Here is a 13333-nt window from a genome sequence, read left to right as displayed (position 1 = left end):
AATGTCGCAAGTCGATGCTACTTTGTGGCCACTTAAAATGCGATTCAGGGCGAAGGTCTTGCTGGACAGCGAAGTTTCCAAGACTCTAAGTATCTCGACTCGTTGCATTTCGAAGCAATCTCCTCGATGGAGCGAGGCGGCAATCAGGTTGCGATTTTCGAAAGCGACGGTAACGGCGCTTCCAAGAGTATCACGACGAGCGCTGGAGCAGCGTTGCAGGTCAAATAAATGAAAGGAAACTATCGAGCAGCAGATCTCTACTACCGTTGAGGCTCTTCCGCCACTAATTCCAAACCACCTCGCTAAAATGGCGAGCATCTTCCCTTCTTGCGACAGCAACAGAGCGCGTGTCGCATTCATTGGGCAGGAGCAACCCCAGCACGGCAGGAGCCATGTACTCCGCCTGCACGCTCTGCTTGGATTGGTGGACATGGCACCGAGCCGTAGGAACAGAAGACACAGCAGTCGCCCTGCTTTGGTTTGAGCCGCAAGCCGCATGCCTGGCACTCGTAGAAGTATTGGCACGCATCTGTCGGCATGGTTTCGATCGCCACATGACGGCAAACGGGACAGGTCAGGATTGATTTAAGCTCGATCATGATGCGAGCATCAGTTTCAGGAGAGGCACTTCGATATAGTCCCATCCCGCAGCCGTCGCGAGCATTGCGGTTGCGATCAATAGAATCGGCAGGGTAACTCGCGACCGAGGGCGTCTCACGCAGGCCGATCCAATTTCGCATGCGGCCAACGGCGCGCGCCACCACATAAGCCACGCTATGGCGACCACGAAACCGCTTGCCACCAAAAGAGGAACTCGCCAGGACGCGAGGTCTTCGAGTGCTCCGAAGACGCCCGCTCCCGCGCCGAGCGACGCAAGTGCCAGTGGTATGGCACAGCAAGAAGATGCCGCGATGGCACTCAGGCCAGTGAGGACCCCGGCGACGGGCAGGGCGTTACCTCCCGTTTTCGCCACTCGCGGCGAGGCATCAGCGGGAGGCGGAGCGGTGACGATTTCGTGAAGTGCCATGAGTGCTTTTCCTTTCGACCTAGAAATATGCTGCACTCCGTACCCACTACGGGCTCAAGCGAAAAAGTGACGAGGCCATGAAAGGGCTGACGACGGGCAAACTCGCAGATGCCGCAGGCGTTCATCTGGAGACGGTACGCTACTATGAGCGCATTGGCCTAATGCCCGAACCCGGTCGGACCGGAGGCGGATATCGGAGCTATGGAACCGAACACGTCCGGCGCCTGTCGTTCATCAGAAGGGCGCGAGAACTTGGCTTCAGCATCGATGAAATCAGGACACTTCTGGCTATGACACAACCAGGGCATGCCTCATGCGCGGATGCTCGAGCACTCACGATGACCCATCTGGATGACGTGCGCGCTAAAATCTCAGATCTTCTAAAGCTCGAACGCATCTTGGCGGCGACCGTGGAGATGTGCTCCGGGGATGTTACGCCAGCGTGTCCAGTCCTCGATATGCTGGCAAGCGACGCAGGTTTCTAATCGACGAAATTCGCCCTCGCGCGGGCAGAAGCCCCCGAGAGGCCCTGGCCGCCTTCGATCGTTTTCCCGTTCGGCACTATCTGTGATTCAACGCCGACGTTTGACCCCATGGAAAATTATCAGAAGTCCTAGAGGTATAATGGATTTGCCAAACAAGGTGGGGTCGTGATCGGCGCCGATCGTGACGCCACCCTCAGGCTAGATTCGATTGCACGTTCAGCGTATTAGGTCCGCATTGCCCGAGGGCAAACTTGAGCGCTGAAACACAGTCCATGCCGCCAATTTCAAGACGAATGAAGAGCATTCGTCAAAACCGCCTCCTCTCGGCTGCGACCCTCCAACACTGCCGCCAGTGACAACAGCCGGCGGCTCTGATTGGCATGCTTGGAGCTGGCTGCCAGTCGCCGGAGATCGGCTGGCGTGAAATCGGAGCTTCACCGCTGAGGGCATGGCGCGGAACCTCCCGGCGCCATGGCATCAGATCAATCTGATTTGGGGAATCCCCTTGAGTCAGAAATCGAGACCCTCAATATAATCTCTTTCGGTAACCTACGGAAGATAGACGATGTCTATTGGCCTGCACCCGTGGCGGTAGCCCTTACCAAGCTGACGCAAATTCACTCAATTGCGAACCGAACAGAAGGATTCATAGAGTTGGCTGGCTCATCGACAACAAATAACTTCGCTCCGGCATAGCCAACCCTGCCAAAACAGAGGTTTCATTGAGCCCTCTATAATATATATCCGGCTAAGGCGTGGCATGCGCCTGTAACCCCCGGTACCCCCAGCGTTTCTGCAGGCGCTTCGTGATGGCCTTTCTGAGCGGCTCATCAAAGTAGATTAGAAAAGCTGCAGCCGCCGTAAAACAACATATCACCCCAAATAATGCCATCATCACATTTTCAAACGGCAATCCACGGTGGAAACTAGCAATGAGCCGAAGGATGGGGAAGTGCGTAATATACAAAGGATACGAAATACGGCCAGACCACAACCAGATAGGTTTCTCCGCGTTTGTATTGAGACCTACCATAAGTAAAATAGGAAATACGATAACGACAATAAACAATTCAATTTCTGGAAAATATTGCCTTGTTGGAATGCATAGTACACTCAGCATGATACTCGACAGAAGCCACATTGGCATGCGCCATCTCGGCAGGCGATTAGCGTGGTGAAGCCGATTTAGAACCATTCCGGCAACAAAGCCATACCATATACGCGGGATACCGCCCCAAATATTGGACTCGTCGTATCCAAGACGCAAGGTCCCATAATAATAAGCTACTATAACCAACAATGGGAAAGCTGCACCCAACAACCGCCACAGCCAACGCGTAGGCACACGATAAAGAAAATATGCAAAGGCTATATTGCTAAGTACTTCAAAAAATAAAGACCATAACGGTGGATCGATCTTCCAAAGGTCTCTTATGCCGCCCGCATCGTCAAACCAGGGAAACGGGATAAGGAAGAGGCTTGAGATGGTGGCCAAGGCAATCGTTTGGGCTGGGCCATCCATAACAACGGCGGAGACGCCACCGGCAAGAGCCGCACCAATTACTACCATGGGGAATAGCCGAGTGGCGCGAACAATGAAGAATCGCTCTGCTGACAAAGTGCCCTGTTTTAGCTTTTCCCCATACGCTTCAGTGATTACAAAGCCGCTCAGCAAAAAGAAAAAGTCAACGGCAAGGTGCCCGTGCCAAAATATGGTGTGGCCCGTTATTTGGTGCGTATGCGTAATCATGACCACGAAGGCAAGGACGCCACGCAGGCCATCAAGCGCACGGATATGCTTCGTCATATCAAATCACTCCGAGCGAATTTTGCTCTGCATTAAGCACCAAGCTTGGAGAATCGTTTTTTTCATTGTACTCTTACAGTAATCTCTACGTTTCCTCTAGAGCGTGATAGCTCACATGAAAGCAGTCTGCGCCTCGAAGTATTAAATGAAGTCGAACACATATTCGATTATCTTTGCGCAATGGGCAATACCTCCTTTCGGAGGTACGCCTGTCGCCGTAAGGATTCCATAAGGATAGAAAACATATCGGTTGGTGTAGGTCACGATGCGCTCGTCGCACCAGCAAGCCCAGAACCTCGCCTTCGCCGTCAACCGCACGCCAGAGCCGGAAGCGCTTGCCCGCGATCGTCACGACCATCTCGTCCAGGTACCAGCGACCCGTCGGGCGCGCTCGGCCCGGCGCTGAACTTTCACCTGCCGGGCCAGGGACAGGCTCAGCCCGAAGGCAACCTGCAGTTCCGGCCGATCCGCGATCTTGCGGGTGATGTTACGGATGGTCGCCCCAACATGGTGCGGATGCGCCTCAACGCCTTGTTGGCTCGCTTGAACTGTTTGGCATGCGTATAACGCTGCTGCTTGATCAGGATCTGCTTGCCGATCCGCTCATAGGACTGGCGCAGCTTGACCCTGTACCTCTTGGCCAGCTTCACCAGCCGCTCCCGGGCTCGATGCATCAGCTTGGCATCGGAGGGGAACGCAATCGCCTTTTCCTGAACGGTGGTGTCGGCAATCACGCCTTGAAATCGGCTGGCTTGGCCGCCTCCACCCGTACCGCCGTGGCCAAGCTCTCCTGCATCAGCGCGGTAAGCTTGTCCTCGCCCATGCGGTGGCGCCAGCGCGTCAGGGAGGAGCGATCAAGCGGCAGAGCGTGCTGGAAGAACTCTTCGCCGCAGAACAGCTGGTAATAGGGGTTCTCCGCCCAGCGTTCGCACAGCACTTCATCCGACAGATTGTGCGTGTACTTAAGGATCGCTAGCCCCGCCATCAGCCGGGTCGGCAAGGGCGATCGGCCCGGATCGTCGTCGTAGACCGCCCCGAACTTCTTCTCCAGAAAATCCCAATCGATCTGCTTCGACAGTTTCACCAGCACGTGGTCCAGGTTGACGATCTGATCAAGCCGCGACTTGAACAGATCCTTCTGGCCACCGTCCCGCCTCTCCTTCGGCCGCATCCAAAACCCCGCGTATTTTGCAGGAAATCCCCGCATAAGCGGGTGGGAACTTGCAAAGTACTATACTTGCCAACCTGATATATTCAAGCAATATCAATGGCTTGTAGGTTCTGCGCGGACGACTGTTGCCGACACCGGCGCCAATCCCAGACTCTGATCTACACCGAATTCGCATAGCGGGGTTTATGTCAGTTGGCGATCGCCTGATTGATTAGGCCGTCGATCTGAACATGAAATCGGACAGCGCATATGGGGCATCGCGTATCTCGGTGACCGTGTAGCGTGCGGGCAGTTGCGAAAGCGCGATATGGAAAAGGCACGAACATCCCGGTCTGTTTCGCCGCGGCAGATCAGATCCGCCGTGATACGGCCGACCAGGGGACCGAGTGTGTCGCCGTTCGATCCTTTACTCGTCGAGCACCATTCTGTCTCGACGCAGGCTCTTCAAGATATCGTAGTCGTATGGACGCCGCCTTCCTTTCAGAATGTCAGCCGCCTTCTGGAAGCGTATTGAAGTATGCCACTCCCCGCATTTCACCACCTGTCGCGGTTGTGTCGCAAATGCTGACACGGGTTAATGGGAGCCATTGACGGGGCTCGCAAGGCGGCAAGGATATCGAACTGCCCGGCGAGTGAAGGTGCCGGATTGTAGGCATACCTCGCCTGCTGCTTACCCATCATGTGAATCATCTCGATGCCGGAGAGGATGATCTCAGCGGCGGTCTCGGGAGACATCAAGCGAGTTGTTGGGCTTCACGACGCCATATGCCACCTGCGCACTCACTGTCTTCTCCTCGGCGGATGATTTCGAACCCTACTTTCTTTGCCCACCCCCTGTGCTCGCCAAAGAAGCGGCTTCTGCCACCATTTTCACCACGGCACGATCCAGGCGGCACTTGACAGAAAGAATAGTGGACGATTACCATCATTAGGCGTTGTCTAAAGTATAGACTCGACGAAATTTGAGAATGATGGGTCGTCAAATTATGTAATTTGACACTGAGTGATTATTTTGTCTCAACGAAAACGCCAGAAAGCGAGGCGAGTCGGGTGAGAATTCAAGATGCACCTATTGAGGCTTCGCTTTGGCATGCAACCGCAGCGCCCGCTCCTGACACCTTCGAGGTGGAGGGTCGCGAAACCGCCGACGTCTGCATCATCGGTGGTGGCTATACAGGCCTCTCGTCAGCCCTCCACTTGGCTGAGCAGGGGGTAGACGTCGTTCTTCTCGAGGCCAAACAGATTGGCAATGGCGGGTCCGGTCGCAATGCGGGCCACTGCACGCCGACATTCCATTTCTATGAGATACCGACCATCCGGAAGATGCTTGGGGACCCCTACGCCTCCCGGCTGATTCAGCGGCAGACCGATGCCGCCAATCTCGTCTTTGATATCATCCACCGTTTCGACATCGACTGCGAAGGCGTGCAGACGGGCTATGTCCAAAGCGCTCACGCGCCGGGCCTGCTGCCCAAGATGGAGCAGCGTTGCGGTTATTATCAGTCGCTTGGTAAGGCGACCCGCATGCTCGACCGCGAGGAGGTTGCGCGGTTGACAGGGTCACCCCGCTACTATGGCGGCTGGTTTCACCCCGAAGGCGGTCATCTCAATCCATTGGGCTATTCGCGCGGGTTGGCACGGGCAGCAATTTCGCTCGGAGCGCGCGTGTTCACGCAGTCCGCGGTCACCGCGATCAAGGCCGAAGGCACGCGCTGGCGCGTCGAGACGGCGAAGGGCTCGGTTACCGCCGACAAGGTGATCTGCGGGACCGGTGCCTACACCAACGGGTTCTGGCCGGGGCTGGAAGGCAGCTTCAGCCGTTTGGGCGTAGCCGTAATGGCGACGCAACCCCTTGGTGATAACCTGCGCAAGATCATTGCACCCAACAACAACACCGTGGTCGACAGTCGCGGCGATGCGATGATCTACAAATACAACAAGGAGGGCCGGCTAGTAACGTCCGCCTTCGTCGAGGGCCGGCGCGGCGGCGACATGGCCTACACCAAGGTGCTGATGGCCAAGAAGCTGCAATGGCTGCTGCCGGATGTGCCAGAAGTTGATTGGCACTATTACTGGCTGGGTGTGCTGGACATGCAGCCAAAGACGATTCCGCGGCTATTCAATCTTGCGCCTGGCATCGTCGCGTCGCTCGGCTATTCGGGCCGCGGTGTTCCGACGGGAACCATGATGGGAACCGTTCTGGCCGAATGGGCGCTGGGCGCCAAGCCCGAGGATCTGGCGTTGCCGCTCGAGCCGCTGCGCGCGGCTCCATTCTACATGAACTTCGTGCCGCGGCTTTTTCTGGCCTGGTATCGCTTCAATGACCAGCGCCTGGCGCGGGCAGGCGGCGCAGCGCCGCCGCCTTTTTGAGGGGACTGTGCGTCGATGCAGCAGGCTGGAAAGGAGTTGCGTGTGCGATGACCGGATGCCATCAGCAACCACAAGGACAGTTTCACCAGGGGAGTGGGCGTTGCGATGAGTTCCGGCGATCTGACACGGCGTCGGCGCGAGGCGCAGCAGCGCAATCCGGCGAAAGTTCCCAAGACTATCGATTACCAGAACATCGATTTCGATGTGTTCGGTTCCCTGCTCAGCTTCTACATCCGATCGGTCAATATCGTGGTCAGCAAGGACCTCGATGGCCAGATGGAGAGTTTCGGCCTGGCGGGCGGTACGGGAAAGATCTCGACGATCCTGCTGACGGGAGCCAATCCGGGCCTGCGTCCATCGGTGCTAGCGCACTTCATCCGCAAAGACCGTTCGGCCATGGGCAAGCTGCTCGAGCAGATGGAAACCGACGGTTTTATCGAGCAGAGGGTCTCGCGGGTCGAGCGCCGGGCACGCGAACTCTATCTGACGGACAAGGGACGCAATGTCGTCCAGAAGATCCGCGAAGTGATCAAGCGCCAGGACGACGACTTTTTTGCCGTCCTCAGCCCAGCCGAGCGCGCGACCCTGCTCAGCCTGCTGCGCAAGGTCTACGAGACCTATATCGATATGGTGCCAAGCGCCGATTGACGACAGGTGCCACGTGGGAGAGGGGAGGGGGCCATGGCTGACCTTTCATCCCGTGTTGCCATGATATCGGGAGCCAATCGCGGCATCGGTGCCGCTATTGCCGACCATCTGTCCAAGCAGGGCTGGCGGCTGAGCCTGGGGGTGCGCGATCCCTCCCGGCTTTCGGCCCCGGCCGACAAGGCGCGAACTCTCGTCCACGACTTCGATGCTCGACGTTCCAGCAGCGAAAAGGCGTGGGTGCAGGCGACGGCCGATCATTTCGGCCGCATCGATGCTGTCATCGCCAATGCCGGCGTCGCCGCCGCCAAGACAGTGATCGAGGCCGAGGATGAGGAACTCGAGGATCTCTTCCAGGTGAATGTGCGCTCGCCCCTGCGCCTCGTCCGCGCAGCGTGGCCCTGGCTCGTTCGACCTGGGCGAGGGCGAGTGATCACCATCGTCTCGCTTTCCGGGTTGCGGGTGAAGGCAGCAAAGGCCGGGCTTTATGCCACCAGCAAATTCGCGGCCCTGGCGATGACGCATGCCGTCCGGCATGCGGGGTGGGACGACGGCATCCGAGCGACGGCGGTCTGCCCCGGTTTCGTGGCCACCGATATGGCCATCGGCCTGACGGCCAGGCCCCCCGAGGACATGACCCAGCCTGCCGATATCGCCCGCCTCGTAGGCGTCATTCTTGACCTGCCCAACACCGCCAGCGTTGCGGAAATCCCTATCAATTCAACATTGGAAGAAATGCTATGACTGCGATAGGTATCTCCTGCCCGGGTCCGGCTTGACATGGGGCCGCAAGTCGACACCCTCGCGCCAGATCCTGACATTCCCGCGCAAGCTGACGTCGTCATCGTCGGTGGCGGCATCATCGGCGTGAGCGCCGCGCTCTTCCTGGCACAGCGCGGCGTTTCCGTGGTGCTCTGCGAGAAGGGCCACATTGCCGGCGAGCAGTCGAGCCGCAATTGGGGCTGGGTGCGCAAGGCGCGGCGCGATCCACGCGAAATCCCCTTGATCGTCGAGAGTCTGCGGCTGTGGGAGGGCATGAACGAGACCGTCGAGGCCGAGACCGGCTTTCGCCGCACCGGCATCGTATTCGCGGCCGATAACGAAGAGGACGTCGCGCGCTACGAGACCTGGCTCGACCATGCGCGGCCCTACCAGATCGATGCCAGGTTGATTTCCGGCTCGGAACTCGATCAGCAGATGCCGGGAGCCGGCTCGCGCTGGAAGGCGGCCCTGTTTTGCGGGACCGATGGAAGGGCCGAACCGCAGAAGGCGGCGCCTGCCATCGCGGCGGCGGCGCGGCGCCGCGGCGCCGTCATTCTCACCGATTGTGCCGTTCGGGGACTGGACCGGCAGGGCGGCAGGATTGTCGCCGCCGTGACCGAGCGCGGATACATTCGCTGCAAAAGCGTGGTGGTGGCCGGCGGCGCCTGGTCGCGGCGCTTCCTCAAGGATCTCGGCCTGACCTTGCCGCAACTCAAGGTGCGGTCGAGCGTCATGCGCACGGCGCCCCTGGAAGGGGTGCCGGAGACAGCGCTGTGGTGCAAGGACTTCGCATTTCGCAGGCGCCTCGATGGCGGCTACAACATTGCCAACGGCAATGTGAATGTCGTCCCGATCGTCCCTGACAGCTTCCGCTTCTTTGCCGATTTCCTGCCGGCGCTGCGGTCGGACCACAAGAGCCTCAAACTTCGACCGGACGGCCGTTTCGTGCAGGAATGGCGCGAGGCGGCGCCAGTGCCGCTGGACCAGATCTCTCCCTATGAGAAGACTCGGGTGCTCGATCCCGCGCCGGACCGGCGCTACCTGCGCAAGGCGCTGGCGAGTCTGTCCAGCATGTATCCGGCCTTTGCCGGGACGAGGGTCGTGCAGGAATGGGCCGGCCTCATCGACGTCATGCCCGACGCCATCCCGGTGATCTCGCCGGTCGAGGACGTTCCCGGCCTTGTCGTCGCGACCGGCTTTTCCGGGCACGGCTTCGGCATCGGCCCGGGGGCGGGGCGGCTGATCGCCGACCTCGTGACCGGAGCAACGCCGGTCGTCGACCCCCGCGAGTTCCGTTTCTCGCGTTTCAGTGACGGTTCGAAACCCCGCCCGATTGCGGGGATCTAGGAAATATCGGGGCCCAAGGCGCGGCGGGTCATGGCACAGGCTGCGAAAAACCAGAAAAACAGAGGACCATCCATCATGACTGAGCATAGCAAGGACAAGACGGGTCTTCGAGGCACGTCAATTCTCAATCCCTCACGCCGCCAGCTTCTCGCGCTGGGAGCGTCCGCCGGTTTTCTCACGTGGCTGGGCCCGCAGCGGGGCTGGGTCGAGACCGCCAATGCCGCCACCCCTCCGGCCAAGCCGAGCGGCCAGGTGATCGTCGGCCTCTCGCAGGAGCCGACGGTCTTTCATCCCCTCCTCGTGCATATCGAGGTGGACGAGGCCGTCTACTTCAACCTGTTCAGCGCCTTGTGGCGCGTCGATCCCAAGGGCGCCTTCCAGCCCGATCTCGTCGCCGAAATTCCCACGGTAGAGAATGGCGGCATCTCTGCCGACGGTCTCAACTGGCACATCAAGCTCAGGGACAACGTGAAATGGCATGACGGCACGCCGTTTACCGCCGATGACGTGAAGTTCAACATCGAGCTGATCCAGAATCCCAAGTTCATCGCAGGCCGTCGCGCTGGCCACGAACTGGTCCGCGACATCAAGGTCGTCAGTCCGACGGAGCTGACCTGGCGCATGGAAAAGGCCTATGCGCCCTATCCGGCCATCCTGTCCTGGACCTTCCTGGTGCCCAAGCATATCCTGGAAAAGGAAACCGATATCAACAAGCCAGCCTTCACCACCAGCCCGGTGGGGACCGGCCCGTTCAAATGGGTCGAGCGCGTGCCGGGCGACCACATCACACTGGCCGCCCATGACGGCTATCACGGCGAAGGGCCGCATCTGGAACGGCTGATCGTGAAGTATATTCCCGATCTGACTGTGCTCTACACCCAGTTCCAGACTGGCGACATCGACTATATCGGCCTGCAGGGCATCACCCCCGATCACTACGACGAAGCCAAGGGCCTGGCCGACCGCACCGTCATGCCGGTGCCGCAGCCCTTCATCGAGAACATCGCCGTCAACACCGGCCTGCCGGTGTTCAAGGACAAGGCCGTGCGCGAGGCGCTCTACTACGGCATGGACAAGAAGAGCGTCATCGAGCAGATCTATTACGGCCTGCCGAGCGAGACGGAGTCCTTCTTGCCCAAGCAGTCCTGGGCTTTCAACCCCGACCTGCCCAAGCATGAATTCGACCCGGAGAAGGCCAAGAAGATCCTCGACGACGCCGGCTGGGCGCTGGGTTCGGACGGGGTGCGGGCCAAGGACGGCGTCCGTCTCGAATTCGTCAACTCAACCACGGCCGGCAACCACGTCCGCGAGCAGGCGCAGCAATTGCTGCAGCAGAACTGGGCCGATATCGGGGCCAAGATGACCATCAACAATCTGCCCCCAGCGGTGATGTGGGGCGATTACTGGATGCAGTCCAAGTTCGAAAGTGCGATGGTGGGCATCGGCTTCATGATCGGCCCCGATCCCGACGCCACCGATTTCTTCGCCAGCCGCTCCATCGGTGCGAAAGGGGGCGCCGGGCAGAATACCACGCAATTCGAGAATGCCGAGGTCGATGGCCTGCTTGCCGAGGGCGCCAAGACCGTCGACATCGAAAAGCGCAAGGCGGCTTACAAGAAGATGCAGGAAGTGACACGCACCGAACTGCCTTACCTACCGATCTTCCAATATGCGATGGTCTCGGGGGTGAAGTCCAAGCTCGAAGGCTTCACCCCCAACGTCAACGTGCAGGAGAATTGCTGGAACGCCAACACCTGGTACTGGGCGGCCTGATTCCCCCGGCAATCCGGCGAGGCGGAGGATCACTCCGCCTCGCTCTGCTGCAATCGGCTGGGAGCATCGCAGATGGTCCGTTTCCTTATCGGTCGCCTCGTGCAGAGCTTGGTCCTGCTGGTGATCGTCTCCGTCATCGGCTTTGCCGTGCTGCACCTGGCGCCAGGCGGGCCGCTGTCGCAATTCGCGCTCGTGCCCGGCATGTCCCAGGCCGATATTGCACGCATTGCCCATGAGATGGGGCTCGATCGGCCGCTTCCGATCCAATATTGGGAATGGTTCTCGAGGTTGTTGGCCGGGGATTGGGGGCAGTCCTATCGCGACAGCCAGCCTGTCCTCGCCGTCATCGGCTCACGCCTGCCGGCCACGCTGGAACTGATGACCACGGCCATCCTGATTGCCGTGGTCGTCGGCATATCCATCGGTATTATGGGCGCGGTCCGGCGCTATTCGATATTCGACACGCTGGCGACCGTCGGTGCGATGATCGCGCTTTCGATCCCCACCTTCTGGTTCGGCCTGATCACCATCTATGTCTTCGCCGTCAAACTGCAGTGGCTGCCGGCGGGAAACCGCACGACCATCGGCGGCAGCGGGTCATTCCTGGACTACCTGCATCATCTCATCGCGCCGGCCCTGGTGCTGGCGCTTGTCGAAGTGGCGGTCTGGAGCCGCTACATGCGCTCCTCCATGCTCGATGTGATCAACCAGGACTACATCCGCACCGCGCGGGCGAAGGGGTTACCGGAACGGACCATCCTGCTGCACCATGCCTTCCGCAATGCGCTCTTGCCGATGATCACGCTGGCAGGGCTGGAATTGCCGACCTTGCTCGGCGGCGCGCTGGTTGCCGAGACGGTGTTCACCTGGCCCGGCATGGGGCGGCTCTTCCTCGATTCGCTGGGATATCGCGACTATCCGGTGGTGATGGGCGTGCTGATGTTCTCGGCCATGCTGGTTCTTCTCGGCAATCTGCTGGCAGACCTGTTCTGCGCCGTTGCCGATCCGCGCATCCGGCTCACATGAGGAGGCCCTGATGGCGACGCCAGCCGTGACCTTGCCGTCCACGCCCTCTTTGCGAGTGGCGCGTCCGCGAAGCCGCGCCCTGCGGCGCTTCCTGCGCCATCGGCTCGCGGTGTTCGGCGCCTGTGCGATTGCTCTCCTGGTCCTGGCGACGATCGCAGGGCCCTGGGTCATTCCCTTCGACCAACTCCATATCGACCTGCGCTACCGCTTCGCGCCTCCACCAGCCGGAGGACACCTGTTCGGCACCGACCAGCTTGGCCGCGACCTTCTCGTCCGGCTTTTGATGGCGGGACGAATTTCTCTCACCATCGGCTTTGCGGCCATGCTCGTCAGCACCGCGATCGGCATCCTGGTCGGCGTGACGGCGGGGTATTACGGGCGATGGGTCGGCATCGCGTTGATGCGCTTTGTCGATGCAATGCTTTGTTTCCCTTCGATCTTCCTGCTCCTGGTGCTCGCCGCCTTCATTCATCCCAATGTGGTGACGCTGACCCTGATCATCGCCACGACTAGCTGGATGGAAGTGGCGCGCGTGGTCGAAAGCCAGATCCGCACCTTGCGCGAACGCGATTTCACCGCAGCGGCCGAGCTGCTCGGGGCTTCCGGCCGCTATGTGATGTTCAATGAATTGCTGCGCAACGCGGTGGGGCCGATCATCGTCGCAGCCACGCTGACTGTGGCGCGGGCGATCCTGATGGAGGCCTATGTGAGTTTCCTCGGCTATGGCATCCAGCCGCCAACCGCAAGCTGGGGCAACATGCTCAACAATGCGCAGCAATATCTTGGCTCCGCCCCCTGGCTCGCCATCTTCCCGGGCCTAATGATCACGCTGGCGGTGACCAGCTTCAACTTTGTCGGCGACGGCCTGCGCGATGCGCTCGACGCTCGCTTCGACCTGGCATGAGAGGCGGGACGGCGGG

Annotated in this window: 11 protein-coding genes and 2 pseudogenes; 8 read left to right on the top strand and 5 right to left on the bottom strand. The window is 59.7% G+C overall.

The features are described 5' to 3' along the window. Positions 1-356: 356 nt before the first annotated feature. Positions 357-599 (bottom strand): GDCCVxC domain-containing (seleno)protein, encoded by a 243-nt coding sequence (locus tag QQL24_RS04245; protein WP_348536425.1) that lies wholly within the window; start codon positions 597-599, stop codon positions 357-359. A 505-nt stretch (positions 600-1104) separates the two neighbouring features. Between QQL24_RS04245 and QQL24_RS04240 the strand changes: the two genes are divergently transcribed. After that, a complete protein-coding gene (locus tag QQL24_RS04240) occupies positions 1105-1512 on the top strand; it encodes a MerR family transcriptional regulator (RefSeq protein WP_284310660.1) in 408 nt (135 codons plus the stop codon). Positions 1513-2260: 748 nt separating this feature from the next. Here QQL24_RS04240 and QQL24_RS04235 read toward each other — a convergent pair. From QQL24_RS04235 to QQL24_RS04220, 4 genes and pseudogenes are all read right to left on the bottom strand, one after another. Continuing rightward, positions 2261-3319 carry an acyltransferase family protein gene (locus tag QQL24_RS04235; RefSeq protein WP_284310659.1) on the bottom strand — a complete coding sequence of 353 codons (1059 nt, stop codon included), beginning with the start codon at positions 3317-3319 and terminating at the stop codon, positions 2261-2263. A gap of 85 nt (positions 3320-3404) precedes the next feature. Then, the gene (locus QQL24_RS36535; RefSeq protein WP_431310638.1) at positions 3405-3677 is read right to left on the bottom strand and encodes a hypothetical protein; all 273 of its coding nucleotides are present in this window, start codon (positions 3675-3677) and stop codon (positions 3405-3407) included. Between the two features lie 17 nt (positions 3678-3694). Next, positions 3695-4490 (bottom strand): annotated as a pseudogene (locus tag QQL24_RS04225) (IS5 family transposase); the annotation flags it as partial. Between the two features lie 603 nt (positions 4491-5093). Continuing rightward, a pseudogene (locus tag QQL24_RS04220) lies at positions 5094-5213 on the bottom strand (IS6 family transposase); the annotation flags it as partial. A gap of 327 nt (positions 5214-5540) precedes the next feature. Here QQL24_RS04220 and QQL24_RS04215 point away from each other — a divergent pair. The 7 genes from QQL24_RS04215 (at position 5541) to QQL24_RS04185 (ending at position 13317) form a co-directional block, all read left to right on the top strand. Continuing rightward, positions 5541-6860, top strand: coding sequence for an NAD(P)/FAD-dependent oxidoreductase (locus QQL24_RS04215; protein ID WP_284310658.1), 1320 nt, complete (start codon positions 5541-5543; stop codon positions 6858-6860). A 105-nt stretch (positions 6861-6965) separates the two neighbouring features. Continuing rightward, a complete protein-coding gene (locus tag QQL24_RS04210) occupies positions 6966-7508 on the top strand; it encodes a MarR family winged helix-turn-helix transcriptional regulator (RefSeq protein WP_284310657.1) in 543 nt (180 codons plus the stop codon). Positions 7509-7541: 33 nt separating this feature from the next. Beyond that, on the top strand, positions 7542-8249 hold the full coding sequence (locus tag QQL24_RS04205) for an SDR family NAD(P)-dependent oxidoreductase (RefSeq protein ID WP_284310656.1): 708 nt from the start codon (positions 7542-7544) through the stop codon (positions 8247-8249). Positions 8250-8285: 36 nt separating this feature from the next. Continuing rightward, positions 8286-9614, top strand: coding sequence for an NAD(P)/FAD-dependent oxidoreductase (locus QQL24_RS04200; protein WP_284310655.1), 1329 nt, complete (start codon positions 8286-8288; stop codon positions 9612-9614). A gap of 75 nt (positions 9615-9689) precedes the next feature. Continuing rightward, a complete protein-coding gene (locus QQL24_RS04195) occupies positions 9690-11387 on the top strand; it encodes a peptide ABC transporter substrate-binding protein (RefSeq protein ID WP_284310654.1) in 1698 nt (565 codons plus the stop codon). Between the two features lie 72 nt (positions 11388-11459). Then, positions 11460-12413 carry an ABC transporter permease gene (locus QQL24_RS04190; RefSeq protein ID WP_284310653.1) on the top strand — a complete coding sequence of 318 codons (954 nt, stop codon included), beginning with the start codon at positions 11460-11462 and terminating at the stop codon, positions 12411-12413. 10 nt (positions 12414-12423) lie between these two features. Beyond that, a complete protein-coding gene (locus tag QQL24_RS04185; protein WP_284310652.1) occupies positions 12424-13317 on the top strand; it encodes an ABC transporter permease in 894 nt (297 codons plus the stop codon). The last annotated feature ends 16 nt before the right edge of the window (positions 13318-13333 follow it).

It is taken from the genome of Labrys miyagiensis (genome assembly GCF_030160835.1).
In the GTDB taxonomy this organism is placed as follows: domain Bacteria; phylum Pseudomonadota; class Alphaproteobacteria; order Rhizobiales; family Labraceae; genus Labrys; species Labrys miyagiensis.
Note: the sequence above shows the minus strand (reverse complement) of the source record. Positions and strands in the feature narration are given on the sequence as shown.